The sequence below is a fragment of the Kosakonia sp. S57 genome (assembly GCF_016516575.1).
Lineage (GTDB): Bacteria > Pseudomonadota > Gammaproteobacteria > Enterobacterales > Enterobacteriaceae > Kosakonia > Kosakonia cowanii.
Window position 1 is genome coordinate 172,327 of sequence record NZ_JACVUL010000003.1, and the last position, 26,669, is coordinate 198,995.

The window sequence follows — 26,669 nt, forward strand, 5'->3', positions numbered from 1 at the left end:
ATCCTGCCCGCCATCTTGTGCGCTATAGCGCACGGTGTTACCTTGTGCGGATGTTATAACGCACAAGGCACCCACATGCGCCCGGCCACACTTTCACTCTCCTCCTCTCTTCCCTTTAACACGGTACTGGCGGGATTTGTCGCCGTGCTGGTCGGTTATGCCAGCTCGGCAGCCATTATCTGGCAGGCGGCCTCCGCTGCCGGGGCAACGCCTGAGCAGATCGCTGGCTGGATGACCGCCCTCGGCGTGGCAATGGGCGTCAGCACGCTGGTGCTGAGCGTCTGGTATCGCATGCCGGTGTTAACCGCATGGTCGACGCCGGGCGCAGCGCTGCTGGCAACCAGTTTGCAGGGCGTTTCACTTAATGAGGCGGTTGGCATCTTTATCTTCGCCAATGGGCTGATTGTGTTGTGCGGCGTGACTGGCCTGTTTGCCCGCCTGATGAAAGTTATTCCGCCGACGCTTGCCGCTGCGATGCTGGCGGGCATCCTGCTGCGTTTTGGTTTGCAGGCGTTTTCGCACCTTCAGGGAGATATTGTGCTTGGCGGCTCGATGCTGCTGGCGTGGCTTATCGCCAAAGCCATTGCGCCGCGCTACGCAATTGTCGCCACGCTGCTGATTGGCGCACTGGTTGCCTGGCTAAGCGGGGACGTGACGCCGCAGGCCATCAGCCTTGCTCCCGTTGCGCCACAGTTTACCGCGCCGGTGTTTCACTGGGCGTCGCTAGTGAGCATTGGCCTGCCCCTCTTTCTGGTCACCATGGCGTCGCAAAATGCACCCGGTTTCGCCACCATGCAGGCCGCAGGCTTCAGGCCCTCGGTGTCACCGTTGATGATCTTTATCGGCGTGCTGGCGCTGCTGCTCTCGCCGTTTGGCGTCTTTTCGGTGTCGATCGCCGCCATTACCGCGGCGATCTGCCAAAGCCCGGATGCACATCCCGATGCCAGCAAGCGCTGGTTAGCCGCCGCGGCGGCCGGGGTGTTCTATCTGCTTGCCGGAGTATTTGGCGGCTCGATTACCGGGCTGCTGGCGGCGTTGCCCGCAAGCTGGTTGCAGATGCTGGCAGGCCTTGCGCTGCTCGGCACCATCAGCGGCAGCATGCACCAGGCGCTGAACGCTCCGCGCGAACGCGATGCGGCAATTGTCACCTTCTTAATCACTGCCAGCGGCATCACCGTGCTCGGTGTGGGATCGGCCTTCTGGGGGCTGGTTATCGGCGGTCTCTGCTACTTTATCTTCAGTCGTGTGCATAAAACCTGAGCAACGAAACAGGTGACTTTTTAATCACTCCTGATCATAATTCGTACAGAGGCATTCCGTTTAGTTATGGGATGACCTCACCCTACAGCGGATCTGTAATGAATTAATGAAAGGAGTCTTTCGGTGAAAACTGCCACCTACCTGTTGTTTATGATCGCGCTTACGGCGCCACTGCCCTCGTCGCTCGCTGACACCCTTGCTGAGTATCGTCAGTCACTTGCGTCGCACCCGGTCAATTATGTGCGGCTGGACACCCGCGAACTGCCCGGCACCAGGGTGCAGCGCTATGTGCTCCATTCGCAAAACTGGTCACCGCAAGATGCGGTACGCCCGATACGCTGGGAGCACCAGGTGGATATCTATCTTCCTGATGCCGCCAAACCGACCGTTGCGCTGATGGTGGTGAATAACGATGCCGGCAGAGCGACCAGTTTCAATGAAGCATCGCTGGCGCGCATTGCGCTTGCCACCCACACCGTGGTGGTCTCGATCAGCAATGTGCCGAACCAGCCGCTGCACTATCAGGGCAATTCAACGCCGTTGACGGAAGATGACAGCGTCGCTTACAGCTGGAAACGCTTCCTCGAGAGTGGCGATGCGCCATTGCAGATCCCGATGGCTGCATCGGTATCGCAGGCGTTCCGGCTGGTGAAACGGGAGCTTTCGCAACAGAAAATCGCAAAGTTTATCGTCACCGGCGCGTCAAAGCGCGGTTGGGCTGCGTGGCTTGCGGCGATATCCGACCCGGAGGTCGTCGCCGTGGTGCCGTTTGCTGTGGATCTGCTTAATACCCGCGCCGCGCTGGATCATATGTATCGCTCTTATGGCAACAACTGGCCTGTCGCCTTTTACCCCTACTATCGCCAGCAGATCGACCAGCAGATCGCCACCGATAATTTTGCCCGGCTGATGCGCGTACTGGATCCGATGGCCTATCTGCGCAGCAAAGCGGGCGAGCGGCTGAAGATAAAGAAGTATGTGATTAATGCCAGCGGAGATGATTTTTACACGCCGGATAATAGCCGGTTCTACTACCCGCGCTTACCGGGCGAGAAGTCGCTGCGGGTCGTGGCGAACGCATCCCATGAGGCGGTGCTTTCCGTCGCTGAGCCATCGTTGATTGCCTTCGTTAACCGTTTCCAGGCGCGTAAAGCCCTGCCCGCCATCGCCGAGCGCCGCCAGGGTTCAGATAAGCTGGTGCTCCATTTCTCCGGGCAGCCGGAAAAAGTGGTGGTCTGGCGCGCGAATAATCCGCTGGCACGGGATTTCCGTTATGCCTGCGGCGTGAGATACGAAGCCTCGCCGCCGCCTGCGATGTCCGGCAACACGCTCAGCCTGGCATTGAGGCCGCCGGAAACGGGCTGGCAGGCGACATTTGTGGAAGCCACCTTCAGCGATGGATTTGTGGCGACAAGCCAGGTCTATATCACGCCGGATGAGATCTACCCGGATGCGGCACCCTCGGCGCAAGGTGGCGCCTGCCGCACGCTGCCGGGGCGCGGGTTAACGCCTGCGGCGCAGGCGGCGAATTAACGTTTTTGCGTCGCGCGAAGCTGCGAGGGGGTGATGCCCTTCGCGGCTTTAAAGCGGTTGCTGAAGTGGCTGGCGGAGTTGAAACCGCAGGCCAGCGCGATATCGGTCAGCGACCTGTTGCTGCTTAGCAGCAGCGCTTTCGCACGCGCCATGCGGCGCTGCATCACAAACTGGTGCGGCGCCACACCCATCGACTGGCGAAACATCCGCGCGAAGTGGTACTCGCTGAGCGAAACCTGCGCGGCAAGATCGCAGAGCAGCAGCGGCTCGCCAAGGTGCGCCTCGATATACTCCAGCACATTGCGCAGGGCGACGGGCGCCAGTCCGCCGGTAATTGTCGGCAGTTGCCACTGCACATTGCTGTAGTGCTGAACGAGGTGCGTCAGCAGCAGCGTCGAGGCGGTGCTGAGCGTCAGCTGGTTGGCGTTTTGCTGCCAGTCGCAGCCGAGCAGAAACTGGCGGTAGAGCGCAGTGATGCTCGCATCCTGGGAGAAGGTCTTTTCATCAAGGGTGAAGTTTGCCGGGCTGCGATCCCACACTTTCTCCCCCACCTCACGCAGATGCTCATCGGTGCAGTAGAGGTGCACAAAGGCGAGATTGTCGCGAATATCCCACACCGACTCGCTCTCTTTTGGCATCAAACAGAAGCGATCCGGCCCGCCGCCGTTTTTCCAGCCGGAGGCGGTTTTGTGGTAGCTCTCATAACCGTCGGCAATATAAAGACTGAGGGTATGGTGGTTGCAATACTGGGTGATGGTATCGCGTTTGTTGGACCACGCCGCCAGCTGAATCCCGTCGTGCAGCGCCACCGAGTTATGCAACACGGCGTTGTGTTTGCGCAGGTTTTCAAAGGCGTCATAGCTATCAGACATTCGCGGTACTTATCCTTTCTCAATCAGATCCCCAGTCTATGAAGAGCGAATCGCAGAAGCCAGCGTTGTGTAAAGAAAAGCGCAAGAATATGCAAGTTGTCCGCAAGCAGGTGCAAGCCAGCCTTGCCGCGCCAGATGACAATGGGCGTTCATGAAAGGGAACGGGAAGCGATATGAACGCATTACTTTATAGTCTGGTGGTGGTGATTTGGGGCACAACGTGGATTGCCATTTTTCTGCAGCAGGGGCCGGTGGCGGCACCGGTGTCGATCTTCTGGCGCTTCGCGCTGGCGACCACGGTGATGATGCTGGTGCTGCTGGCGCGGCGCAAACTGCGTGCGCTGTCGCGCCGCGATCACCTCTTCTGCCTGTTACAGGGCGCGTGCGTCTTTGGCTTCAACTTCTGGTGCTTTTATACCGCTGCGGCATGGATCAACACCGGGCTGGAGTCGGTGATCTTTTCGATGGCGGTGCTGTTTAACGCCGTTAACAGCTTCCTCTTCTTCGGGCAGAAACCGCCCGCGCGTTTTTTTGCCGCGGCGTTAATGGGGCTGGCCGGGATCGTCACTCTCTTCTGGCAAGATCTGGTGGCCAGCGGCTGGAGCAGTAGCGTATTACTGGGCATTGCGCTGTCGGCGCTCGGCACGCTCGGCTTCTCGTTTGGCAATATGATCAGCCTGCGCCATCAGCGTAACGGGCTTGAGATCGCCACCACCAATAGCTGGGCGATGCTCTACGGCACGCTGATTATGGGAGCGGTTGCGCTGCTGCGCGGCGAGGATTTCACGCCGCTGTGGAGCGTCAGCTATCTTGGCGCGCTGGTCTATCTTGCCCTGTTTGGCTCAGTGATTGGCTTCGGTGCCTACTTTACGCTGGTTGGGCGCATCGGCCCCGGCAAAGCGGCATACAGCACCCTGCTCTTTCCCCTGGTGGCGCTGACCGTTTCAACCTTTTATGAAGGCTATCAGTGGCATGCGCAGGGCGTGCTGGGGCTGGGGTTGATCCTGACGGGCAACCTGGTGATGTTTACCCGCCCGGAGACGTGGTTCGTGCGGCGCAAAGCGTCACTCTGTTGAGAGAATGCCGCCTGGGATTCAGGCGGCTAAACATTTACTTTTTCAGATCCACCTGCCAGAAGAGGTGTTTGCCAAACGGGTCGACCTCATAGCCCTGCACCTCTTTGCGCACCGGCTCGAAAATCGTCGAGTGGGCAATCATCACCGCCGGCATCTGGTCATGCATCATCTGCTGCGCCTGTTTGTAGAGCGCGACGCGTTTGTCGTGATCGGTGGTCGCCTTCGCCTCGGCAATCAGCTGATCGAACGGTTTGTAGCACCACTTAGCTGAGTTAGAGCCACCGTTAGCCGCAGTACAGGTGAAAAGCGGGCCGAAGAAGTTATCCGGGTCGCCGGTGGCGGTGGTCCAGCCCATTAACGCCGCCTGGTGTTCGCCGCTCTTCACCCGTTTCAGGTATTCGCCCCACTCGTAGGTCACCACTTTCGCCTGCACGCCCACTTTTGCCCAGTCCGCCTGGATCATCTCCGCCATGCGCTTGGCGTTCGGGTTATAGGGGCGCTGAACCGGCATCGCCCAGAGATCGATGGTGGTGCCCGGCGGCAGACCGGCCTCTTTCAGCAGTGCCTTCGCTTTTTCCGGATCGTAGTCGTAATCTTTCAGCTCGCTGTCCGCACTCCAGACGCCTGGCGGCAGCAGGTTTTTCGCCGCCGTGCCGGTGCCCTGGAAGACCGCTTTGATGATCGCCGGTTTATTAATCGCCATTGCCAGCGCCTGGCGCACTTTCACATTATCCAGCGGTGCTTTCTGCGTGTTGAAGGCGAGGAAGCCGGTGTTCAGCCCCGCTTTGCTCATCAACGTAATCTCTTTGTTCTCTTTCAGGCGCGGCAGATCGGCCGGGTTCGGGAACGGCATCACCTGGCACTCATTTTTCTCCAGCTTCGCCACGCGCACCGAGGCATCCGGCGTGATGCTGAACACCAGGCGGTCGATTTTCGAACGCCCTTGCCAGTAGTCATCGAAAGCGGTGAAGAGAATACGGGAATCTTTCTGGTACTGCGCCAGGCGGAACGGCCCGGTGCCGACCGGATCGCTGTCGACGCGCTGGGGCGTACCGGCTTTCAACATCGCATCGGCATACTCGGCGGAGAGGATCGAGGCGAAGTACCATGCCAGATCGGCGACAAAGGGCGCTTCAGGGTGCGCCAGCGTAAAGCGAACCGTGTGATCGTCCACTTTATCGATGGCGGTAATCAGTGAGCCAAATTCGAGGCTTTCAAAGTTGGAGTAGGTGCCGTTAGAGACGTTGTGGTAGGGGTTTTTCGGATCTTTTTGCCGCATAAACGAGAAAATCACATCATCAGCATTAAAGTCCCGCGTCGGCTTGAAGTATTTATTGCTCTGAAACTTCACATCTTTTCGCAGATGAAAGGTGTAGACCTTGCCATCTTCGCTAACCTCCCACCGCTCGGCGAGGCTCGGCTGTAACTCGGTGGTGCCGGCTTTGAAATCGACCAGCCGGTTATAGACCGGAACCGCGCTGGCATCCACGCTGGTGCCGGAGGTGTAAAGCTGCGGGTTAAAGTTTTCCGGTGAGCCTTCAGAGCAATAAACCAGTGTTTTTGCCGCCACAGAAGAAGTGACTATCAACGTGGCCAACGCCAGAGCAAGTGTTGTCGGTTTGCTAATCATAGTGTTTCCTGTTGTTTTATTTTTAATGCTTGTTGTTTGCCTGCTCATAAATAACATTAAAGTGAAATTGCAAACACCTGATAATACGAATAAAGAAGGAATCACTATGCCCTCGCCGCTAGCCAGTCAATTAACGCAGCGCTTCTTTCGCTACCTGAGTATCACCAGTCAAAGCGACGCAAATGCCACCACCCTTCCCACCACGCCCGGCCAGTTTGATATGGCCCGCGAGCTGGCCAACGAGTTGAAATCCCTCGGTCTTGAGGAGATTGTTATCGACGATCGCGCCACCGTTACGGCGGTGAAAAAAGGCAACGTTGATGGCGCGCCGCGCATCGGTTTTATCACCCATATCGATACCGTTGATGTTGGTTTGTCGCCGCATATTCATCCGCAAATCCTGCGTTTTGAGGGTGAAGATCTCTGCCTGAATGCCAAAGAAGATATCTGGCTGCGCGTGCGGGAGCACCCGGAGATCCTCGCCTATCCCGGCGAAGAGATTATTTTTAGTGACGGCACCAGCGTGCTCGGCGCGGATAACAAAGCCGCAGTAACGGTGGTGATGACGCTGCTGGAGAACCTGACGACCGAACAGCGCCACGGCGATATTGTGGTGGCCTTTGTTCCCGATGAAGAGGTTGGATTGCGCGGCGCGAAAGCGCTGGATCTGGCGCGTTTTGACGTCGATTTCGCGTGGACTATCGACTGTTGCGAGCTGGGCGAGATTGTTTACGAGAACTTCAATGGCGCCAGCGCGCAGATCGACTTTACCGGGGTCACCGCGCACCCGATGTCGGCCAAAGGCGTGCTGGTTAACCCGCTGCTAATGGCGATGGATTACATCAGCCATTTTGACCGCCAGCAGACGCCGGAAAATACAGAGGGCCGTGAAGGCTATATCTGGTTTAACGGCATGGAAGCGGTTCAGGGACATGCCAGCCTGAGCGCCAGCATTCGTGATTTCGATAAAGAGAGTTTCGCCCGCCGCAAAGCGCAGATTGGCGACGTCGCTAAGATGATTGCCGCGCAATACCCGACGGCAAAAGTGGAGTACCGCGTCAGCGATATCTACAGCAATATCAGTAATGCGATTGGTGAAGACCGCCGCGCCATCGATCTGATGTTCGAGGCGATGGAGACGCTCGGCATTACGCCAAAACCGACGCCGATGCGCGGCGGTACGGACGGTGCGGCGCTCTCGGCTAAGGGTTTGTTAACGCCAAACTTCTTTACCGGCGCGCACAACTTCCACTCGCGCTTTGAGTTTTTACCCCTGCGCGCGTTTGAAGCCTCCTACAACGTGGCGTTGCAGCTCTGCCTGCTGGCGGCCCGTTAAGATAATGCAGCCCGGCAACGGGCTGCTTTTTTTATCACGCCGGTTTATGCGCCAGCAGCGTGGCGAAGCGCAGTTTGATGCGGTTGCCCTGCTCATCGGTGCGGTGCAGTTCCCCCACCTCTTCGTTATATTTCAGCAGCTCCCAGCCCGCGTAGTAGTTACGCAGCTCACCCTCTTTGAAGGCAAACGGAAATCCGACGTTGCACGGGTAATCGGCGGTATCCATTGCCGCGACAATCAGATTGTGGCCGCCCGGTTTGGTGCAGCGCTGCATATTGGCTATCAGCCCCGGAATGGTTTTCGCCTCGAGGAACATCATCACCACGGTGGAGAGAATAAAATCATATTCGCCCTCAAAGCTCAGGCTGTTTAAATCAACGCTGTCGATATGCAGGTTATTCAGCCCTTCCGCGTCACGAATGCGCTGCAGATTGCTCAGGCTGTTGGGGTTTTTATCCCAGGCCGTGACATCAAAGCCTTTATTCGCCAGGTAGAGGCTGTTGCGTCCGTTACCACAGCCGAGATCGAGCACCTTGCCAGGCGTGATGTAGTTCATCGCGTTCAGCACTTCCGAGTGTGTCGGGGTCATAGCATATTTTTCAGTAAAGTAGTTCTCATCACGCATAGTCATTATTCACAGCCTTAATGGGTATTTTGCATGCATTTTATGAATTTCACCCGTTGATAGCCAGCGTCCAAATATTTGCTACGGTTAAGTAAGAACATCCGGAGAAGATAAGCATGAGCAAATACCGCCTCAGTGATGAGACGCGCCTCTTCAGTTACCCGCTCGGCGGCGAGAAAAAGAGCGTCGCGCTGCGCCAGATTATCGCCCTGCGCGATTTTAATGATGTCACCGCTGGCAGCGCGGGCGGCTGGGTTGATGATGAACAGGTGCTCGATCAGGCAGGGAATTGCTGGATATACGACGAAAACAGCATGGTGTTCGATGGTTGCCGCATCCGCGGTAACGCGCGCATTACGGGATCGTGCGTCATCTGCCTGAATGTAGAAATCAGTGATAACGCCTGGGTAGATGGCTGCGAGCTAAGCCACGGCGCGATTTTACGTGACAACGTCACGGTGCAATCCTCCACCGTGCGCGGCGTCTGCCAGCTACGCGGTGAGGCGCGCATCCTCAGCGGTTGCGACATCATTGCCGCGCGCGGATTAACCCAGGAGCGCGAACAGGTGCTACAAATTTACGATCGCGCGACGGTCAGCCATTCGCGTGTGGTTCACCAGGCGCAAATTTATGGCGATGCCATCGTCAATTACGCCTTTATTGAGCACCGCGCCGAGGTGTTTGATTTTGCCCTCCTCGACGGCAATGAGATTAACGATGTCTGGGTGTGCGACTGCGCCAAAGTCTATGGTCACGCCCGGGTGATTGCCGGGCGGCAAGAGGATGAGATCCCGACCCTTCGTTACAGTGCGCAGGTGGCGGAAAATGCCCGCGTCGAGGGCAACTGTGTGCTGAAACATCACGTATTAGTTGGCGGCCATGCGCAGCTACGCGGCGGGCCACTACAGCTCGATGAAAAGGTGGTGATTCAGGGCAACGCGCGCATCGAGGGGAATGTGCTTATCGCCCACGAGGTGGAGATTGCCGACAATGCTGTGATCATCGCCGCTGAGAGTGACAGCCTGCTGCTGCGCGGCCCGAAAGTGGTCAACGGCGATCAACACATCACCCGCACGCCGCTGGTCGGCTCGCTCTGACGGTCATCCATAAATTTCTTTTCATCTGCCGGGAATAAAGCGCCGCGCCCTTCGTCTTATCTGCTCACTATGAGCAGGATGAGCGAATGATGAACAACACTCCTTTAACCTCCACGCAGCTAACGGTGCGCATCGCGCTGGTTGGCCTGCTGCCGCTTCTGGTTATGCTGCTGTTTCTTTGGGGCGGCGGCTGGCTGACGCCCGAGCGGCTCACCTCGGACAAGCTCGTTAACGTGTTACAGCAGTCCGGTGGTGAGCATCCCGGTTTTCGCCGCAACCACGCCAAAGGGATCTGCGTCAGCGGCGAGTTTATCTCCAGCGGCAAGGCCAGCATGCTTTCGCGCGCCGCGCTGTTTGCGCCGGGAAGCACGCCGGTAATTGGTCGTTTTGCCATTGCGGGCGGCAACCCCGCCGCGCCAGATTACGCCGTACCGGTGCGTAGCCTGGCGTTGGCCTTTGAACTCCCGGACGGCGAGCAGTGGCGCACCGGCATGAACGCGATGCCCTTTTTCCCGGTGCGCGGCGTCGACGGTTTTTATGATATGCAGCTGGCAACGCGTCCCGATCCAGCCACCGGCAAACCGGACCCGGCAAAGGTAAAAGCGTTTCTTGAGAAGCACCCGGAAGCCGCGCCTTTTCTCGCATGGGCAAAAACGAACGTGCCCTCCAGCAGTTGGGCCAGCGACCGCTTTAACAGCCTCAATGCCTTTCGCATGATCGACAAAACCGGCAACGAGCAGCTGGTTCGCTGGAGCATGGTGCCGCAGACGCCTTATCAACCCATCAGCGCAGAGCAGAAGCAGGATAAAAACTTTTTACAGCACGATCTGCGCCAGCGCCTCGATCAGGCCCCGCTGAAGTGGGATTTGGTCATTACCGTCGCCAGCGCGCAGGATGACGGCAGCGATGCCTCGCGAGCCTGGCCTGCCGGGCGGCAAACGATCAATGCCGGCACGCTGGTGCTGAACCGCGCCGTTGAACAGGCGCAGGGTGACTGCAATGACATCAATTACGACCCGCTGATCCTGCCGGACGGTATCGCTGCCTCGAACGACCCGCAGCTGAATGCCCGTTCATCCGCGTATGCCAAATCCTATAATCTTCGCACCCGCGAACAAGCCGGAGCCCACTGATGAAACAGGTCGCTTACTTTCACCCGCTACTGCGCGCGGTTCACTGGCTGATGGCTATCGCGATTATTGCGATGCTGTTTATCGGTGTCGTGATGGTCTCTACGGTCTCCTCCCAGCACAGCCTGCTGGTGACGATCCATAAACCGCTGGGTTTGATGATCCTTCTACTGGCGCTGGTGCGTTTGTGGTTACGTTTCTATACCGCCACGCCACCCTTGCCTGCCTCGCTGCCGGTCTGGCAACGCGCGATGGCGCATCTTTCGCACTGGGCGCTCTATGCAATGATGCTGGCACAACCGCTAATTGGCTGGGCGATGCTCTCGGCGGCCAGTTATCCGGTGACGCTCGGCTGTGGATTCGTGCTGCCACCGATAGTCCCGGTGAATAATGACTGGTATGCGCTGCTGCGTCCGTTGCATTCTGTGGTAGCGCTGGCGCTGTTTGTCACCGTAATGGCGCACCTCGCCGCCGCGCTGCTGCATGCACTGGTGCTGCGCGATGGGGTGTTTGAGAGCATGTCGGGAAGCCGCAGACGATGAATGATGATGAAATTCGCGAGGTGATGCCGCATCTCTACCGCTTTGCCCTGTGGCTGGCGCGTAACCCGCACACCGCGGAGGATCTGGTGCAAAGCTGCCTGGCGAAAGCCCTGACGCGGCAGCGTGATAACGAACAGAGCCTGCGCGCCTGGCTCTTCACCATTCTCTATCGTCAGTTTGTCGATGGTGAGCGGCGGCTCAAACGCTATCTGAAAGTGCTCGCCTTTTTCACCGGCGAAGAGCCTGGCGGTTTTACCACTGAGTCGCTGGCTATCGCCGACGATACGCTCGCCCTCTTTGCCACGCTGCCGACGGAGTATCGCGCTGTGCTGCTGCTGGTGAGCGTTGAAGGGCTGAGTTATAAAGAGGTGGCGCAAACCCTCGACATTCCGCCCGGCACGGTGATGTCACGCCTGTCACGGGCGCGCAAAATGCTGCATGAAAAACTGGAAGGCCAGCCAACGCCGTTAGCGTTAAGGAGATTGAAATGACGTTGCCACCGGATGAACACGATCTGCACGCCTGGCTTGATGGCGAGACCGATGAGGCGACCTCAGCGCGCATTGAACACTATCTGGCGCAGAATCCGCAGGCCGCCCGCGAGGTTGCAGGCTGGCGGCAGGATGCGCAGCGCCTGCGCCAGGCAATGGATCGCCATAGCGCTACGCTTGAGATGCCGGAACCCCGCGCGCTGCGCCGCCAGCAGCGCCAGCTGCGGCAGTGGAAGCTGGCAACCGCCTTCGCGCTGGTGATGGCGCTCGGCGTCGGCGGTTTTACCGGCTGGCAGCTGAAAGAGTCACAGATGGTGCTGGCGCATGCGCCAATGGAGGACGCAGTGCAGGCCTACAAGCTGTTTGATAACACCGCCATCACCCCGATGGATGTGGCGACGACGCAGCAAACGGAGCTGACCCACTGGGTCGGGCGCTACTTTATCAACGGCAATCAGCCGCCAAATCTGGAGCAGTATGGCTTTACGCTAGTCGGCGCACGGCTCGTGGCGACGGCGCAAGGCCCGGCGGCGCTGATTATGTATCAGGATCCGCGCGGCACGCGGGTTGGCTGGTATATCCGCCCCTTAAGCCCGGGGAAATTACCCCACGGTGAGCGTAAGGCCGAGGATGTGATGACGCAGTACTGGAGCGACGACCACTACAACTATGCGCTGGTTACGCCGCTGAACTCTCCGGCGGTAAACGGGCTTAGAAAAGCGGTTTCTCAGGCGAACAGCTAAGGCTTATTCATCATTGAGGGTGACGATTTTGCCCCAGATATTCTGATCGTCGAAGCGGCCATTGAGGAACTCCGCCTCTCTCTGGCAGCCTTCGAGGGTGAAGCCGTTACGCTCTGCGACGCGGTTACTGGCCTCGTTGTCGACCCGGCATTTGATAACAAAGCGGCGGATATCGCCGCGCTGGACGTAGAAGCGCATCATCGCCTGCATCGCGCGGGACAAAATCCCCTGCCCCTGTGCCGCTTCATCCAGCCAGTAGCCGATGTAGGCCGCTTTGTTGGTCGGCTCGATTGCATTGAGGGAGAGAACGCCGACCAGCAGGTGATCGCGCAGGATCAGGAACATCTTCGCGTAACCGCGCTGGTGTAACAGCCGGTTGCTCTGGGCGGTTTTACGGGTGGTCTCAATGGATGTGACATACTGCGGCCAGTCGAGATAGCGCTGTAAGCTGTCGCGGTTTTTGACAATTAACTGATGTAGGTCGTGAACAAAGCACTCATCAATCATTTCGAGGGTGAGCTGCTCGTCAACTTTAATCACCGCATCCGGGCAAGTCGGTTCCTGTAACATCGTTCCTCCTGAAAAACATCGCCCCCATTCGGGGGCGATTAAAAAGCTTAGCGCATGATGCGGTCGTCTACGTAGTTCCGCTTCTCCGGCGCGGGCGGGAAGTATTGATAGAGCCAGGTTTCGCTGATTGCCTCACCCTGGCAGCGCAGGAACATGCGCATCTCTACCGGGTCGGTCGACGCATTGGTTGGATACCAGTCGAACTGGATGCGATAACCGTCAAACGGCTCGACGTAGAGGATCTCCACCTGTTTTGCTTCCCCGTTTGAGAGCGTAATCACTGGCTCAATCCCTTTCGGCGCGGCGGCTTTCAGATCGCCGCCGACAAAATCGATGGCGAAACGGCGCGCCCACTTGTCAGGATAGTGCTCGCCCGGTGCCCAGCCTTCCGGGAAACCGCCCATGCCGGTCCGCGTCGCATAGACGTTTGCCAGCGGTGAGCGCACCGGCGGCTGCGCGCTCCAGTAGAGGCGATACTCAAAGGCCAGCTCGTCTCCGGCTTTGATCGGTTTTTCCGGCTGCCAGAAGCAGACCACGTTATCCAGCGTTTCGCCGGTGGTCGGGATCTCCATCAGGCTGACCGCGCCTTTGCCCCACTTATTGCGCGGCTCCACCCACAGGCTCGGGCGTTTGTTGTACCAGCCCATCACATCCTGATAGTGGCTGAAATCGCGGTCGAGCTGCAGCAGGCCGAAGCCTTTCGGGTTCTCATCCTGGAAAGCATTGAATTGCAGCTTCTGCGGGTTATTCAGCGGGCGGCAGATCCACTCGCCGTTGCCACGCCACATCGCCAGGCGATCGGAGTCGTGGATCTGCGGGTGGATGGTGTCGCAGACGCGGCGCTCGTTATTGCCGCAGCTGAACATGCTGGTCATCGGCGCGATGCCGAGCTGTTTGATCGCCTTACGGGCGTAGAGGCGGTTGTCCACCTCCATAATCACCTGGCTCTTCTCGCAGTGGATGACGAATTTATAGGCACCGGTCAGGCTGGCGCTGTCGAGGAGCGCGTAGACGGTAAAGGTTGTATCGCCCGGCTTCGCCGTTTCGAACCAGAAGGAGGTGAAGTCCGGGAACTCTTCCGGCGTATCGGTAAAGGTATCAATCGCCACGCCGCGCGCGGAGAGGCCGTACTGGAAGGTGTCATCTACCGCACGGAAATAGCTCGCGCCAAGGAACGAGACAACGTCGCGGCGTGCCAGCTCAGGGGCTTTAAAGGCGCGGAAGCCGGCAAAACCGAGATCGCTCTGCCCTTCAAGCTGTTTGGTGTCAACGCCCGCGTCGTGGTAGTTGAACAACTCCGGGCGGAAGTGAATTTCACGCGCCTGGTGAGTCCCCTGATCCAGCGAGAACATGCGTACGCGGCGGCGAAAACCCATGCCGACATGGAAGAACTGCACATCCAGCTGGCGGCCTTCAACGTTATTCCATAACGAGTGCTGCGCATCATACTGAATGCTGTTATAGGCTTGCGGCGTCAGGTTAGCCAGCGTCGGCGGCAGCGCTTTCGGCGCGCCTCCCCATGGCTGTTCGGCCAGATCGTGCGCCATGGATTGCAGCACGGAGAAGTCGAAACGGCGGCTTTGACCATCGGCAATATCGGTCTGCGCTGCAGATGCCGCTCGCGAAAAGAGCGAGGCAACGCCAGTGGTGCCGTAAGTTGCCGCGAGGGCCATGGATGCTTGAATAAATCGTCTGCGGTTCATGCCTGGTAACACGTCCTTCTGGTCGTAAAATGGCATTTCGCGATATCGCGAAACAGCGGCAAAAGCGTATGACTGATGAAGGCACCACTCTAGACAAAATTCATTGAGAATCCAATTGTTGGCCGTTGATTATCTGAGCAAATCGCGAAATTTTCCCAGGCTTTAGGAGCAGCCTGAAAAATGCGTAAAGTTGTGTATGAACATGTTGCACGGCGATCAATCGAGATTGACATGGTGGCGCATCACCCGCCTAAAAAAGCTTAACCGCGCGCGCATAAAGCGCTTCTCCAGCCGAAAACCGGCCTGCTTATTAATACCAATGCGCAGCAGGCGATCGCGCCCGCTGGTGCAGGCTTCCCACGTCACCGGGCCGGGCAACGCTGTGGTTGCCGAACCGGCATGGGTGGCAAAATGGACCCAATAATCGGCAACCTGCGCGGCAAAGGCGAGATCGCGTTCATTGACATAATCACATGACGGCTCCGACAGGCGCAGGTTGTCAAACACATAGGGCACGTCATTGCCGTGCCAGGCCCCGTTGATGTAGGTGTCATGCATCGCTTCGGCGACGTAATCGAACCAGTAACGCCAGCAGGGCTGGTTCACCTGCTGCTGCGCCTGCATCACCACCAGGCCGAGGGTGGTAAACGCCATATCACGGCACACCTGGCGGCCAAGCTCTGTGTCGCCGCGCACGCCCGGATAGAGCAGCCGGATAAGCCCGAGGCCGAAACGCTGTTTGCGGCGCAGCTCGCCAATTTTCCCCGCCAGATCGACGCCAAACTCCGCCATCACGCTCGCTTCATCGCTGTTCGAACCGACAATCACCGGCATCGGGTGCTGACGCCCGGCAAAGAAGGTATCAAGGGATGGTTCCGGCAGTACGATGTCGCCAGCGATAGGGACAGGATCGATTTTAAACGGGGTATCGAGCGGCCAGAATGCCTCCGCCGGGATCGCTCGCAGCTGTTCCGCGCTGGCATTTTCCAGGCCAAAGTGCGCCGCAATCGCTTCGCCTTTTGCCAGCGCAGCCTTACGCGGCGTATCCGGTAAGGTGTAGTTGCTCTGTACAATCGCTTTATGAAATAGCCCTTTTGCCAGCGGCGAAGCCATGAGTGACATCACGCTGCGCGCCCCGGCCGATTCGCCAAACAGCGTCACATTGTCGGCATCACCGCCGAACGCGGCGATATTCTCCTGAACCCAGCGCAATGCGGCGATTTGATCAAGCAAGGCAAAGTTGTAGATGCGCTCTCCGGCCTCTGCCTCCAGCGCCGGATGGGCAAAGAAGCCAAGATGACCGAGACGATAATTGACGGTAACCAGCACCACGCCACGCGCTGCCAGCGCTTTACCATCATAAGGCGGCAATCCGCCCGCGCCGATGGCAAAGCCGCCGCCGTGCAGCCAGACCATTACCGGTTTTTTTTGCGCAGATGAACGGGGTGACCAGACGTTGAGATAGAGGCAATCCTCCGAGAAAGTACCGGGATCGCCACCGCCGAGCAGGCGGCAGAACTCCTTGTTTTGCTAGCTTGAGGCGGAAAAACGCGTCGCGTCGCGCACGCCCTGCCAGCACTCAACCGGCTGAGGCGCGCGCCAGCGCAGATCGCCCGTGGGCGGCGCGGCAAAGGGAATGCCGCGCCAGACGTCAATTCCCTCTTCGCGACACCCCATTACGCTGCCCTGTCGGGTATTCACAATTGGGGTTGATGCATTTTCCATAATGATATCCAGAACGTATTGAATTCTGGCAGATTACCGTTTTTACAGCAGACCGCAACGGCGTTTGCTGCGCTCTTCAGACTGTTGATAGAGGGCAAACTCATCAAGCACCGGGCAGCCGAGTGCGGCTTCAAACTGCTGCTGGCTGGCGTTGCCGTGGCTGCGCGCCTGGGTGGCATTCCCGAGATTGGACTGAAAAATCCCGGCGGCGCTGACGGGAAGGAAATCTTCATAGATGATGGGCTGCGCTACGACCCAACCGCGCTCAATCAGCGGCTGCGGATCGTCGCCGGGGCGAATCGCCTGGCGGTGCGCCTCCCCGGTCGGCGTCAGGCGGTAGCGGAACCACGCCAGCCCCTGCTTGCGCAGCAGCATCTCGCTGTCGGGAAACGCTTTAAACACCTCTTGCAAATGGAGCTGATGCGTGAGGTTATCTTTGCCCGTCCCGGCGCTGTTCAGCAGCCGGTCGTACAGTTCACGCCCTTTCTGCGTCAGCGCGACGCCGCGCTGTTCAATCTCGCCAAAGCGCGCCGTGTGGGTGCCGTGATGCTCGCCGCTGAACAGCACCGGCTCATCAAGGGCTTTAAAACTGGTCTGGCGCAGCAGGATCGGCACTTCGCGGCGCGGCGGCCCTTCAATCAGGATTTTTGGCTCAATGCCGTACTCCGGCATCAGCGCCTGCACCCGGTCAATATCGAGCGTGCGCGGGGTTAAATGGTTGATATGGCAGCCGGGGAAACAGACCACATCGGCAATTAAACGATGTTCGTCATGCAGCACCTGATAGGTTTTTTCATCGACGGTGGCATGGCGGTGCCAGCGAAACGTCTCCAGCGCCTCTTTGACAAACAGCTCTGCCTGCTGAGCAGTAAAGCCGCCGTTCAGCTCATGTACTACAATAAGTTGCCGACAGGCAGGCGTGAAGATGTCGCGCTTCGCCAGAATCGCTGCCGCCCGGTCGCGTAACGTCTGGTTTTCAATCAACTCCAGGCGTAATAGCGAGGTGAAGATACGAAACGGATTGCGTGAGAGCGCCTCATCGTCAATCGGACGAAAAGCAGTGGAGTGAACCGGCACACCGGCCTGGGAGAGGTCGTAATAGCTGACCGGGAACATCCCCATAATGGCAAACATGCGCCGCAGGGTGGAGAGCTCCTCCGCGCTACCGACGCGGATCGCGCCGTGGCGTTCAACGTTCAGCCTGGCAAGCTCATCGGCGTTCACTAGTTGTTCGTGAAGACGCGGATTGTGTTCCAGTACAGCGAGGTTCACATCAGCCACAAGCTCCAGCAAGGTGCCATATTGCGGGACTTCCTGCTGGTACATGGCCGACATCGCCTGCGAAAATTGTTCCCTGATCTCATCTGCCGTGATGCTGTACGTCATAGTCTTCTCTCTCCACGCTGTTATCTCTGGAGTGTAGAGAAGGCTGCCCGCGCCCGTGCGGGGAAATTTACAAAGTGTGATCGTGGCAAAAAACGCGCGTGTTCCGCTCGCATTCGAACATAACAAAAGATTATGAAACGCGGCGCGAACAAAACCCTGGAAACATGCTGGTTTCGTCACATTGCGGGCAGAATGTGTTTGTAACTCAAAAGGATTGGATGTTAATAATATTTTGCAAACTGGTTATCAAAATTAAATAAATCTGCGAGCCACCTTCGCCACTCGGTTTTAACATTATCTTATGGAAAAAAACGCTCTCTTTTCACAGCGCATCCGACTGCGCCACCTGCATACTTTCGTCGCGGTCGCGCAACAAGGAACATTGGGTCGCGCTGCTGAAACTCTTAACCTGAGCCAGCCTGCTCTCTCAAAGACCTTAAATGAACTTGAACAGCTTACCGGCAAGCGGCTGTTTGAACGCGGACGCATGGGCGCGCAGCTTACCCACGTTGGCGAGCAGTTTTTAAGCCATGCGGTGCGGGTGCTGGACGCGGTCAATATTGCCGGGCAGTCGTTAAGCGATCAGGAAGAGAAAAACTGTGAGTTGATTCGCGTCGGCGCGCTTCCCACCGCCGCGCTGGGTATTTTACCGGCAGTGATAGGTCAGTTGCACAAGCAGCAACCGGATATCACCATTCAGGTGGCGACCGCCAATAACCCGATGCTGCTGGCCGGGCTGAAGACCGGCGAGCTGGATGTCGGTATCGGGCGCATGTCCGATCCGGACCTGATGTGCGGCTTACACTATGAGCTGCTGTTCCTGGAGTCGCTTAAACTGGTGGTGCGCCCGCGTCACCCGCTGTTGCAGAGCACCGTCACCCTTAGCCGGGTGCTGGAGTGGCCGGTAGTCGTGCTGCCGCAGGGCACGGTGCCGCGGCAGAACGCCGAGGAACTCCTCGCTAGCCAGAACTGCACGTTGCCGACCGGCTGTATTGAAACCCTTTCTGCCTCTCTTTCACGACAGCTGACCGTTGAATATGACTATGTCTGGTTTGTTCCATCCGGGGCGGTGAAAGACGATCTGCGCCTCGGCTCCCTGGTGGCGCTGCCTATTCCGCCGCTGGGCATCGGCGATCCGATTGGCATTATCACCCGCGTCGACGCCCCGCTCTCTCCGGCGGTGCTTACCTTAATCAGCTATATCCGTAAAACGCTGCCCGATTAATGTTTCTCTGCTCTAAATCTGCTGTGAAAGAGGCTTGTTTACCTTTACCTGAAACCAATCTTAAACAAACATTTCAGCACGAGGACGCCAGCGAAAGGCGCTGATAGACTCAAAGGTACTCACGACAGCAAGAGGAAGATCATTGTTATGCAATATGATGAACAGCAGCTTATCAATGGGCTTTTTCAGCGCCTGAAACAGGCTGAACAACAAAACGGCCAGCGCGATGCGCAAGCCGAGCGCCAGATCGCCGAACTGGTCAAACAGCAGCCGGCTGCGCCCTACTATATGGCGCAATCGATGCTGATCCAGGAAGCGGCATTAAAACGCATGCAGGCGCGCGTGCAGGAGCTGGAAAATCAGCTGGCGCAGCAGCAGAGCCAGCACGCATCCGGCGGCGGCAGCTTCCTCAGCGGTCTGTTTGGCGGCAATAAAAACCAGCCTGCTCAGCCCGCTCAAAACTGGGGCGCGCCCCCGGTCCAGCAGCAGCAACCGCAGCAGTATGCCTCCCCGGCACCCACCGCGTCGCGCGGGAGCGGATTTATGGCGGGCGCACTGCAAACCGCCGCGGGCGTGGCGGGCGGTGTGGTAATCGCCGATATGCTGACCAGTATGTTTCACCACGCTCAGCCGCAAGAGATTGTGAATATCATTGAAGAGCCGGCCGCCGCCGCAAGCGATGTCACGCAAAATGATGCCTTTAATTCCGATGCATTTAATAACGCTTCCGACACGCACTTTCTCGACAATAGCGATCCTTACCAGGCAGACAGCGTGAGCGATTATCAAAATGATGATTTCGGCAGTGACGATTTCAGTAACGATGACGACAGTTTTATTTAACCTTTAAATCACCTCCTGCGCCGGATAACACTGTGTTATCCGGCTCTTCGCTGCATCCTGCACTGTTGTAAATGCACGCCAGACAAGAGACTCGCCTTGTTCTGCACCGCTCGCCCCTCTCCCTACCAGATCCGGTAGTCTGCGCGAAGTGCATCATATATTGATGCTACGCTACGCAGCACTCACACCGGGTGGGTTCTAAAAAACACCATCATATGCTGAATATGGAGAAGGGAATGTTCGCAAAAACAATTGCTCGATCGCTGGCAGTTGCCGCCTGCTTGTTTGCGCTGTCGGCGTGTGACGATAAAAAAGCAGATGAGCCTCAACAAGCCTCGCAAAGCTCGGCAGAACAAGCTGAGATCACAAAATATAACTCTTATATTGAGGCGGCTAATATGTCCTCCTCCTCATTTGCTGAGCAGCTGGAGCAGTATAAAAAATATATTGCTCCTGCCTTCTCCGGAGAAAAGTCGCGGAGCGATCTCTTCTTCCCCGGTTCTGACACCACCATCCCTCGCGTCAAGGATCTGTTAGATAAAGCCCACGCGATGGAGCCAGCGATGAAAGATCTCGATGACTCGGCCACTCGCTATAGCGAAGCGCTGGGGCAGGCTGAACCCGTTAACCGCGAACTCTATAACTACATCAACTCCAAAACCTATAAAAGCGACAACGGTGACAAAGGCCGCGAATTGCAGCCGAAGTTTATTAGTGCAATGGAGAAAGTGGTTGTTGCGCAGGCAGATTTCTTAAATGCCATTGATAAAAAAGACCGCGAGCGTATTAAAGCCGAATACGAGAAAACGCCGAAAGATACCGCTGCTTATTACCGCATCGGCTCTATCTACTACCTGAAAGAGAGCATGGATGCCGCCAGCGGCTTTATTAATGGCGAAGGTTTAGGCGATAAGAAAGACGCCTTTAAGAAATCTCTCGATCAGTTCAACGACGCACTGACTGCGTATGACGCCAAAATGCGTGAGAGCAACAAAAAAGGGTGTTCAAGCCTGATCTTCACCGCTAACTCCTATCTCTCTACCGGTCGTGATGTCATTAGTCACACTGAAGATGGCACCTACGAAAAAGAGGCGAATGAGCCGAAGCAGTTCCACATGATGCAATCTACGCAGGGAAATGATGTTCGCGATCTGATGCAGCATTACAACAACGTCATCAACGCGATCAATGTCGGCACCTGCTAAGTTACGGCGTGCCTTAACGACAAAATAAAAGAGGCCGGATTATCCGGCCTCTTTTTTTATCTCAGCATTCATCTCAACGTCAGAAGGTTTCCCAGTTATCGCCGCTCGCCAGTGCCGGGCGCTGCGGGGTAAAGGTTTTTGCCGTCGGCGTGGCGCTGCTCTGGCGCTGCGCCTCTGCGCCGTTCAGCCGGAATGCCCCAACCGCCTGCGTCAGACGTGCGGCCTGCTCTTCCAGCGAGGTGGCGGCGGCGGTAGCTTCTTCAACCAGTGAGGCGTTCTGCTGCGTCACATTATCCATTTCGGTGATTGCCTGGCTTACCTGCGTGATGCCTTTGCTCTGCTCATCCGAGGCGGCGGCAATCTCCAGCATGATATCGGTCACGCGTTTAACGGCGGTCACGATCTCATCCATCGTTTCCCCGGCGGAAACCACTTCGCCGGAGCCCTGCTCAATCAGGCTTACGGACTCGCTGATCAACGCTTCAATCTCTTTCGCCGCCTGAGCACTGCGGCTTGCCAAAGTACGCACTTCGCTGGCGACGACGGCAAAGCCGCGACCCTGCTCACCGGCACGCGCAGCTTCCACTGCGGCGTTCAGCGCCAGAATATTGGTCTGGAAGGCGATGCTGTTAATCACGGCGGTAATTTCAGAGATTTTGCGCGAACTGGTGGTGATATTGCCCATGGTCTGCACGACCCCGGAGACAATCTGGCCACCTTTCGTCGCTTTGCCCGACGCGTCGCGCGCCAGACCGCTGGCGTGATGGGCGTTGTCGGCGTTCTGTTTCACGGTTGCGGTGAGCTGCTCCATGCTGGCGGCGGTCTCTTCAATCGCTGCCGCTTGCTGCTCGGTACGCGAAGAGAGATCGGTGTTACCGGCGGAGATTTCGCTGGTCCCGCGGTAGATCTCTTCAGCACCCTGGCGCACGGTGGCGACGGTAGTAACCAGAGAGTGCTGCATCGCCTGCAGATCGTGGCTCAGACGCCCAATTTCGCTGCGGCCTGTCGGTTCGTCCGGCAGCGTCAGATCGCCGGAGGCGATACGTGAAATACGCTGGGCAGCGCGCTGCAACGGATTGATGACCACACGACGCAGTACGGTAAAGGTGATGATGGTCAGCACCAGCGCAAAAGCAAACGCGGCGGCCATAAAGATCAGGCCAAGCTGCGTGCGGCTGTGGGCTTCCTCTTTCAGGTGCTGCGCGCGTTCAGTGCGGATCTCAATCGCTTTCAACAATACGGCGTTGTAGGCATCATCCAGCTGGCGCGCCTGCTCGCTTTCATGGTTGATAATCGCTTCAAACATGCCGTTTTTGGCATACTTCAGCATCGGCTGCAGCCCGGCAGTGTAGGCGTCGAAACGGGCAGTAAGATCGTTATCCAGCGTCAGGTCGGCCTCGGTTTTCACCGGGCGATCCATATATTGTTTAAAGTTTTCCTGCGACTGTTTAATACGCTTTTCCGCTTCGGCGATGTTGGTTTTCACATCCTCCATTTCGGCGATACGGCTTGCAGCACCTGCGTGAATCAATTTAATTCGGGCGACGCGAAGGTTGTTGGAGCTGTTAGATAATCCCATGCGCACCTGGATCTCCTGCGTCACATCCTGCTGATCGCGGTCGGCTTGCATCAGGAAGTAACCCGCTAAACCGGAACTTAAGGCAAATAGCACCAAAATGCCGGAAAGGATAAAGGAAAACAGGGGAACCAGGCGAATATTGTGCATAAAACCAATGCCTTGTGTTTGTTGCATTGCTGCTTTGTTATCCATGGCGTCGACTCTCGTATTAGTCTGCTAAGTACAAAGGAATGATATATAGGCATCGGCAATAATTGGATTTTTCTTATGGTGAAAAGCGCAACGGCGGTCACAGATTTGGAGTTTGGTTGCGCCAGCGGAGGGCCCGCTGGCGCGAAGGGAGATTACTTTTCGCCGAAATGGATAACGGTGCGGATCGATTTACCTTCATGCATCAGATCGAAGGCTTCGTTAATTTTGTCCAGCGGCAGACGGTGAGTGATAAACGGGTCGAGACGGATTTTGCCCGCCATCGCATCTTCCACCATGCCCGGCAGCTGGCTGCGGCCTTTAACGCCACCAAATGCAGAACCGCGCCATACGCGACCGGTAACCAGCTGGAACGGACGGGTGCTGATCTCCTGACCTGCGCCCGCCACACCGATAATGACGCTTTCGCCCCAGCCTTTATGACAGCACTCAAGCGCCGCGCGCATGACATTCACGTTGCCAATACATTCAAAGCTGTAGTCAACGCCGCCATCGGTCATTTCCACAATCACTTCCTGAATCGGGCGATCGTGATCTTTCGGGTTGATAAAGTCGGTCGCGCCCATCTCTTTCGCCAGCGCGAATTTATCCGGGTTGGTATCAATTGCCAGGATGCGGCCCGCTTTTGCCTGTACCGCGCCCTGAATGGCCGCAAGCCCGATACCGCCGAGGCCAAAGATGGCAACCGTATCGCCCTCTTTTACTTTCGCCGTGTTATGTACCGCGCCAATGCCGGTGGTAACGCCGCAACCCAGCAGGCAGACCTTATCCAGCGGCGCTGCTTCGTTGACTTTCGCCAGAGAGATCTCTGCACAGACGGTATATTCGCTGAAGGTGCTGGTGCCCATGTAGTGATAAATCGGCTCACCGTTATAGGAGAAACGGGTGGTGCCGTCCGGCATCAGACCTTTACCCTGTGTAGCACGCACGGCCTGGCAGAGGTTGGTTTTGCCCGATTTACAGAATTTGCACTCGCCACACTCGGCGGTGTACAGCGGAATAACATGGTCGCCCGGCTTCAGGCTGGTAACGCCCTCGCCCACTTCCACAACGATACCGCCGCCTTCATGACCGAGCACCGCCGGGAAAACGCCTTCCGGATCGTCACCAGAGAGGGTAAAGGCATCGGTATGGCAAACACCGGTGTGCGTAATGCGAACCAGCACTTCCCCTTTCTTGGGTGGCGCAACGTCGATCTCGACAATCTTGAGGGGTTGGCCTGGCCCGAAGGCTACAGCTGCACGTGATTTCATCTCGCTTTCCTTTTTATGTATACGGTGTTGCTTATTTTAGATAAGAGCGTAGCAGATGGCCGACTTCTGCCATCCGCACTGCGCGTTGATCGGCGGTGGTCTCGCCGGCAACCAGCTCATCTTTCAGATGAATTTCAACCATTTCGCCCATCAGGCCATTGGCTGCGCCGCGCACGGCGGCGATTTGTTGCAAAATTGCGATGCAGGGTTCGCCGTTTTCCAGCGCCCGCTCCAGCGCGTCAACCTGGCCGCGAATACGCCGCACCCGCGTCAGTACGCGTTTTTTATCTTCAGGTGAATGGGGCATAGAACCTCCTGGATACTATAGGGGGGTATGGTAACGTAGTGACGATGGTCATGCAAACGAACGTTTAGGGGAAGAAAACGAGTATGGCTGTTAAAGCGCCAGAGCGACCAATGGTGTTAATTATCCTGCTCGTCGCCTGACCCTCAGAGGGGTTAATTATGAATTGATAACCCGCTAGCATCACAAAAGATAATAGTTTAAAGAAGGTTTTGGCCTGCCAGCAAAATAACCATATATTAACTCAGGTTATTAATTTCACAGAACACTTTCCCTGTTAGCATGTTTCAGCGCACAACTTAGCGTAAAAATTTTTAAATATTATTCTCGTTTAGCATATTGAACTTAAATTAACGTTTCGCTTAGGTTCTTTCTATATTGTTTGCTAAGATTCTTCCTGGCGAATGAGTAGATATTATGTAAGGAAGATGTATGCGCTGGAATATTACGGATATGTTAGTTTCCCCTGCCACAGGCACGGCATTTGCTTTAGCCAGGACACAGCAGGACAAAGCGGTGATCGTCTGGTACCGGGGCCACTATTTCCTGCGCCCGGGGAATATATTAGTTACTGATTCAAAAGGAATTATCATAGATGGCAGAATGCATGAATTCAAAGTTATCCATACCATGCCCTATTTCCCAACCATCTGGAATACTTTAAAAAATAGTTGCTCATGTCCAGGGAATGATAATATTTCTTTACGCGAATGTGATAAACAAAACGAATGCTTATTTCCGCTGTGCCCCTATGGGATAAAACTTTCCACCTAAGTGCTTTCGCAGTGGATATATTATATTTCACAGCGAGAATATATCGATCATTTTATAACCCGGCGAGATAATCCCCACCGGGCATTATTTTAACGTTTTAAAGGTTGTCCGGCCGTTTCACGGGCGCGCATCACCGTGATGAAGGTGATTAACGCAGCCCCCATGACATAGAAGGCGGGTGAAAACTTATCGCCTGTCGACGTGATAAGCCACGCGGAGAACCACGGCGTGATGCCGCCAAAGAAGGCGACGGCAAAGTTATAGGCAATCGACAGGCCGCCGTAGCGCACGTTGGTTGGAAAGAGCTCGGCCATCGCCGCCGTGCAGGCGCCATCAAAAGCCGCGATAAACGCGCCGAGCATCACCATCGCCAGCACCGCTGAGAGCACATCGCCATTGGCCATGATCATCATCGCCGGATAACTCAGCAGAATAAACCCCGCACAACCCGCCAGCATCAGCGGCTTACGGCCGTACTTGTCAGAGAGATAACCCATAAATGGCACCAGCACCGCAACGGAGAAGAGGCCAATGGTGGTGATGGCGTAAGCGTTTAATTTACTGAAATGGAGCTCCGTGGCGAGATAGCTCGGCATAAACGTTTGTAGCGTCCAGTGCCCCACCGCTTTGATCACCACAAACCCGACACAGAAGAGCAGAGCGCGCCAGGCAGTGGTTACCGCTTTGCGCAGCGGCGCGGTTTCAATCTGCCCGCTTTTCATCGCCTCGAGAAATTCCGGCGAATCTTCCAGATGCCTGCGCAGATAGAGCCCGACCCAGCCGAGCGGCCCGGCGATCAGGAAAGGAATGCGCCAGCCCCAGTCGTTCATGGTGCTCTCGCCGAGTGTCGCGGTGAGCAGAAACACCAGCCCGGAGCCGACGACAAATGCCATAAAACCAAAGTTGTCGATCCAGCAGGTGAAATAACCGCGTCTGGCGGTCGGAGCGTACTCAGCCAGATACGTTGTGGCGCCCGAGCTTTCACCGCCTGCGGCAAAGCCCTGCACCAGGCGGGTGATCACCAGCAGTACCGTGGCGGTGATCCCAATCTGGTGATAGGTCGGCAGCAACCCCATCACAAAAGTTGCACCCGAGGTGAGCAAAATCACCGTTGCCAGCACCTTCTGCCGCCCTTTGCGATCGCCCAGCGAGCCGAAGAATAGCCCACCGAGCGGGCGCATGATAAACCCGGCACCAAACACCGCGAAAGATGAGAGCAGCGCAACGCTGGGGCTGGAGGATTGAAAAAATTGCAGACCGATAATTGCCGCCAGCGTGCCGTAGAGACCGAAATCAAACCACTCCACAAAATGCCCGATGCCGGTGGCAAGCAGAACTTTACGTAATTTGCGCGATCCGCCGGCCTGCGCATCGGCAGCCACCCGGTCGAGTGATTCCTGTACTGGCTGTGTCATTTGCCTCTCCCGCTCTCGATAGTGTTTCTATAATAGATATACTATCTACACTGCTTGTTCGAATTTCGCCCACAGGCGATGATAGAAAATGTGATTTCTCCCCAGCTTTTTCTTACAAAAATCAGGCGGGATCACAGCATTC

23 protein-coding genes and 1 pseudogene are annotated in these 26,669 nt (G+C 56.7%); 13 read left to right on the forward strand and 11 right to left on the reverse strand.

What is annotated here, in order from left to right; all coding sequences use genetic code 11:
* Positions 1–75: 75 nt before the first annotated feature.
* Both IAE48_RS04045 and IAE48_RS04050 read left to right on the forward strand, forming a co-directional pair.
* Positions 76–1,260 carry a benzoate/H(+) symporter BenE family transporter gene (locus tag IAE48_RS04045; protein ID WP_200133565.1) on the forward strand — a complete coding sequence of 395 codons (1,185 nt, stop codon included), beginning with the start codon at positions 76–78 and terminating at the stop codon, positions 1,258–1,260.
* A 123-nt stretch (positions 1,261–1,383) separates the two neighbouring features.
* Positions 1,384–2,793, forward strand: coding sequence for a PhoPQ-activated pathogenicity-related family protein (locus tag IAE48_RS04050; RefSeq protein ID WP_370568946.1), 1,410 nt, complete (start codon positions 1,384–1,386; stop codon positions 2,791–2,793).
* Here IAE48_RS04050 and IAE48_RS04055 read toward each other — a convergent pair.
* Complete coding sequence (locus tag IAE48_RS04055; protein WP_200133566.1) at positions 2,790–3,665, reverse strand: helix-turn-helix domain-containing protein; 876 nt, start codon at positions 3,663–3,665, stop codon at positions 2,790–2,792. The two genes, IAE48_RS04050 and IAE48_RS04055, sit on opposite strands and share 4 nt — an antisense overlap.
* Before the next feature lie 173 nt (positions 3,666–3,838).
* Here IAE48_RS04055 and IAE48_RS04060 point away from each other — a divergent pair, with 173 nt between their 5' ends.
* The gene (locus tag IAE48_RS04060) at positions 3,839–4,741 is read left to right on the forward strand and encodes a DMT family transporter (RefSeq protein ID WP_200133567.1); all 903 of its coding nucleotides are present in this window, start codon (positions 3,839–3,841) and stop codon (positions 4,739–4,741) included.
* Positions 4,742–4,775: 34 nt separating this feature from the next.
* On the opposite strand, the gene IAE48_RS04065 is transcribed toward IAE48_RS04060, so the two are convergent.
* Entirely contained in the window at positions 4,776–6,371 is a 1,596-nt protein-coding gene (locus tag IAE48_RS04065) for an ABC transporter substrate-binding protein (RefSeq protein WP_200133568.1), read from the reverse strand.
* A 106-nt stretch (positions 6,372–6,477) separates the two neighbouring features.
* On the opposite strand from IAE48_RS04065, the gene pepT reads away from it, so the two are divergent.
* Positions 6,478–7,707, forward strand: coding sequence for a peptidase T (pepT, locus tag IAE48_RS04070; protein ID WP_200133569.1), 1,230 nt, complete (start codon positions 6,478–6,480; stop codon positions 7,705–7,707).
* Positions 7,708–7,741: 34 nt separating this feature from the next.
* Here the strand turns inward: pepT and tehB are convergent, their stop codons facing one another.
* Positions 7,742–8,338, reverse strand: a complete 597-nt coding sequence (gene tehB, locus IAE48_RS04075; RefSeq protein ID WP_200133570.1) for a tellurite resistance methyltransferase TehB — start codon at positions 8,336–8,338, stop codon at positions 7,742–7,744.
* Between the two features lie 110 nt (positions 8,339–8,448).
* Between tehB and ydcK the strand changes: the two genes are divergently transcribed.
* The 5 genes from ydcK (at position 8,449) to IAE48_RS04100 (ending at position 12,335) form a co-directional block, all read left to right on the forward strand.
* Positions 8,449–9,429 (forward strand): YdcK family protein, encoded by a 981-nt coding sequence (gene ydcK / locus IAE48_RS04080; RefSeq protein WP_200133571.1) that lies wholly within the window; start codon positions 8,449–8,451, stop codon positions 9,427–9,429.
* 89 nt (positions 9,430–9,518) lie between these two features.
* Positions 9,519–10,562 carry a catalase family peroxidase gene (locus IAE48_RS04085; protein WP_200133634.1) on the forward strand — a complete coding sequence of 348 codons (1,044 nt, stop codon included), beginning with the start codon at positions 9,519–9,521 and terminating at the stop codon, positions 10,560–10,562.
* On the forward strand, positions 10,562–11,101 hold the full coding sequence (locus tag IAE48_RS04090) for a cytochrome b (protein WP_200133572.1): 540 nt from the start codon (positions 10,562–10,564) through the stop codon (positions 11,099–11,101). The genes IAE48_RS04085 and IAE48_RS04090 overlap by 1 nt, the downstream gene beginning before the upstream one ends.
* The gene (locus IAE48_RS04095; RefSeq protein WP_200133573.1) at positions 11,098–11,592 is read left to right on the forward strand and encodes an RNA polymerase sigma factor; all 495 of its coding nucleotides are present in this window, start codon (positions 11,098–11,100) and stop codon (positions 11,590–11,592) included. The genes IAE48_RS04090 and IAE48_RS04095 overlap by 4 nt, the downstream gene beginning before the upstream one ends.
* Positions 11,589–12,335 carry an anti-sigma factor gene (locus IAE48_RS04100; RefSeq protein WP_200133574.1) on the forward strand — a complete coding sequence of 249 codons (747 nt, stop codon included), beginning with the start codon at positions 11,589–11,591 and terminating at the stop codon, positions 12,333–12,335. Before IAE48_RS04095 ends, IAE48_RS04100 begins: the two co-directional genes overlap by 4 nt.
* A gap of 3 nt (positions 12,336–12,338) precedes the next feature.
* Here the strand turns inward: IAE48_RS04100 and rimL are convergent, their stop codons facing one another.
* From rimL to IAE48_RS04120, 4 genes and pseudogenes are all read right to left on the reverse strand, one after another.
* The gene (gene rimL / locus IAE48_RS04105; RefSeq protein WP_200133575.1) at positions 12,339–12,905 is read right to left on the reverse strand and encodes a 50S ribosomal protein L7/L12-serine acetyltransferase; all 567 of its coding nucleotides are present in this window, start codon (positions 12,903–12,905) and stop codon (positions 12,339–12,341) included.
* A gap of 47 nt (positions 12,906–12,952) precedes the next feature.
* Positions 12,953–14,608 (reverse strand): glucan biosynthesis protein D, encoded by a 1,656-nt coding sequence (locus IAE48_RS04110; RefSeq protein ID WP_200133576.1) that lies wholly within the window; start codon positions 14,606–14,608, stop codon positions 12,953–12,955.
* Between the two features lie 216 nt (positions 14,609–14,824).
* Positions 14,825–16,333: pseudogene (locus IAE48_RS04115) on the reverse strand (carboxylesterase/lipase family protein).
* Positions 16,334–16,375: 42 nt separating this feature from the next.
* Positions 16,376–17,719, reverse strand: a complete 1,344-nt coding sequence (locus IAE48_RS04120) for a VOC family protein (RefSeq protein WP_200133577.1) — start codon at positions 17,717–17,719, stop codon at positions 16,376–16,378.
* Between the two features lie 301 nt (positions 17,720–18,020).
* On the opposite strand from IAE48_RS04120, the gene IAE48_RS04125 reads away from it, so the two are divergent.
* The 3 genes from IAE48_RS04125 (at position 18,021) to IAE48_RS04135 (ending at position 20,992) form a co-directional block, all read left to right on the forward strand.
* Positions 18,021–18,944: a LysR substrate-binding domain-containing protein gene (locus IAE48_RS04125; RefSeq protein WP_042713059.1), complete on the forward strand. Its 924-nt coding sequence runs from the start codon at positions 18,021–18,023 to the stop codon at positions 18,942–18,944.
* A 147-nt stretch (positions 18,945–19,091) separates the two neighbouring features.
* On the forward strand, positions 19,092–19,787 hold the full coding sequence (locus IAE48_RS04130; protein ID WP_200133578.1) for a DUF2076 domain-containing protein: 696 nt from the start codon (positions 19,092–19,094) through the stop codon (positions 19,785–19,787).
* A gap of 236 nt (positions 19,788–20,023) precedes the next feature.
* Positions 20,024–20,992: a YiiG family protein gene (locus IAE48_RS04135; RefSeq protein WP_200133579.1), complete on the forward strand. Its 969-nt coding sequence runs from the start codon at positions 20,024–20,026 to the stop codon at positions 20,990–20,992.
* Positions 20,993–21,071: 79 nt separating this feature from the next.
* Here the strand turns inward: IAE48_RS04135 and IAE48_RS04140 are convergent, their stop codons facing one another.
* From IAE48_RS04140 to IAE48_RS04150, 3 genes are all read right to left on the reverse strand, one after another.
* Positions 21,072–22,763 carry a methyl-accepting chemotaxis protein gene (locus IAE48_RS04140; protein ID WP_200133580.1) on the reverse strand — a complete coding sequence of 564 codons (1,692 nt, stop codon included), beginning with the start codon at positions 22,761–22,763 and terminating at the stop codon, positions 21,072–21,074.
* Between the two features lie 152 nt (positions 22,764–22,915).
* Positions 22,916–24,034 carry an S-(hydroxymethyl)glutathione dehydrogenase/class III alcohol dehydrogenase gene (locus IAE48_RS04145; RefSeq protein WP_200133581.1) on the reverse strand — a complete coding sequence of 373 codons (1,119 nt, stop codon included), beginning with the start codon at positions 24,032–24,034 and terminating at the stop codon, positions 22,916–22,918.
* Between the two features lie 31 nt (positions 24,035–24,065).
* Positions 24,066–24,341: a metal/formaldehyde-sensitive transcriptional repressor gene (locus IAE48_RS04150; RefSeq protein WP_023478742.1), complete on the reverse strand. Its 276-nt coding sequence runs from the start codon at positions 24,339–24,341 to the stop codon at positions 24,066–24,068.
* A 429-nt stretch (positions 24,342–24,770) separates the two neighbouring features.
* On the opposite strand from IAE48_RS04150, the gene IAE48_RS04155 reads away from it, so the two are divergent.
* Positions 24,771–25,112 (forward strand): anti-adapter protein iraM, encoded by a 342-nt coding sequence (locus tag IAE48_RS04155; RefSeq protein WP_148285608.1) that lies wholly within the window; start codon positions 24,771–24,773, stop codon positions 25,110–25,112.
* A gap of 89 nt (positions 25,113–25,201) precedes the next feature.
* Here IAE48_RS04155 and IAE48_RS04160 read toward each other — a convergent pair whose 3' ends face one another.
* The gene (locus IAE48_RS04160) at positions 25,202–26,527 is read right to left on the reverse strand and encodes an MFS transporter (RefSeq protein WP_200133582.1); all 1,326 of its coding nucleotides are present in this window, start codon (positions 26,525–26,527) and stop codon (positions 25,202–25,204) included.
* Between the last annotated feature and the right edge of the window lie 142 nt (positions 26,528–26,669).

Coding starts and splice junctions, on each gene's coding strand:
- pepT (WP_200133569.1), top strand. CDS start 6,478: ATGCCCTCGCCGCTAGCCAGTCAATTAACGCAGCGCTTCTTTCGCTAC.
- rimL (WP_200133575.1), bottom strand. CDS start 12,905: ATGTTACAGGAACCGACTTGCCCGGATGCGGTGATTAAAGTTGACGAG.
- IAE48_RS04055 (WP_200133566.1), bottom strand. CDS start 3,665: ATGTCTGATAGCTATGACGCCTTTGAAAACCTGCGCAAACACAACGCC.
- IAE48_RS04045 (WP_200133565.1), top strand. CDS start 76: ATGCGCCCGGCCACACTTTCACTCTCCTCCTCTCTTCCCTTTAACACG.
- IAE48_RS04150 (WP_023478742.1), bottom strand. CDS start 24,341: ATGCCCCATTCACCTGAAGATAAAAAACGCGTACTGACGCGGGTGCGG.
- IAE48_RS04130 (WP_200133578.1), top strand. CDS start 19,092: ATGCAATATGATGAACAGCAGCTTATCAATGGGCTTTTTCAGCGCCTG.
- IAE48_RS04155 (WP_148285608.1), top strand. CDS start 24,771: ATGCGCTGGAATATTACGGATATGTTAGTTTCCCCTGCCACAGGCACG.
- IAE48_RS04160 (WP_200133582.1), bottom strand. CDS start 26,527: ATGACACAGCCAGTACAGGAATCACTCGACCGGGTGGCTGCCGATGCG.
- IAE48_RS04125 (WP_042713059.1), top strand. CDS start 18,021: ATGGAAAAAAACGCTCTCTTTTCACAGCGCATCCGACTGCGCCACCTG.
- IAE48_RS04110 (WP_200133576.1), bottom strand. CDS start 14,608: ATGAACCGCAGACGATTTATTCAAGCATCCATGGCCCTCGCGGCAACT.
- IAE48_RS04140 (WP_200133580.1), bottom strand. CDS start 22,763: ATGGATAACAAAGCAGCAATGCAACAAACACAAGGCATTGGTTTTATG.
- IAE48_RS04145 (WP_200133581.1), bottom strand. CDS start 24,034: ATGAAATCACGTGCAGCTGTAGCCTTCGGGCCAGGCCAACCCCTCAAG.
- tehB (WP_200133570.1), bottom strand. CDS start 8,338: ATGACTATGCGTGATGAGAACTACTTTACTGAAAAATATGCTATGACC.
- ydcK (WP_200133571.1), top strand. CDS start 8,449: ATGAGCAAATACCGCCTCAGTGATGAGACGCGCCTCTTCAGTTACCCG.
- IAE48_RS04090 (WP_200133572.1), top strand. CDS start 10,562: ATGAAACAGGTCGCTTACTTTCACCCGCTACTGCGCGCGGTTCACTGG.
- IAE48_RS04100 (WP_200133574.1), top strand. CDS start 11,589: ATGACGTTGCCACCGGATGAACACGATCTGCACGCCTGGCTTGATGGC.
- IAE48_RS04095 (WP_200133573.1), top strand. CDS start 11,098: ATGAATGATGATGAAATTCGCGAGGTGATGCCGCATCTCTACCGCTTT.
- IAE48_RS04120 (WP_200133577.1), bottom strand. CDS start 17,719: ATGACGTACAGCATCACGGCAGATGAGATCAGGGAACAATTTTCGCAG.
- IAE48_RS04135 (WP_200133579.1), top strand. CDS start 20,024: ATGTTCGCAAAAACAATTGCTCGATCGCTGGCAGTTGCCGCCTGCTTG.
- IAE48_RS04060 (WP_200133567.1), top strand. CDS start 3,839: ATGAACGCATTACTTTATAGTCTGGTGGTGGTGATTTGGGGCACAACG.
- IAE48_RS04065 (WP_200133568.1), bottom strand. CDS start 6,371: ATGATTAGCAAACCGACAACACTTGCTCTGGCGTTGGCCACGTTGATA.
- IAE48_RS04085 (WP_200133634.1), top strand. CDS start 9,519: ATGAACAACACTCCTTTAACCTCCACGCAGCTAACGGTGCGCATCGCG.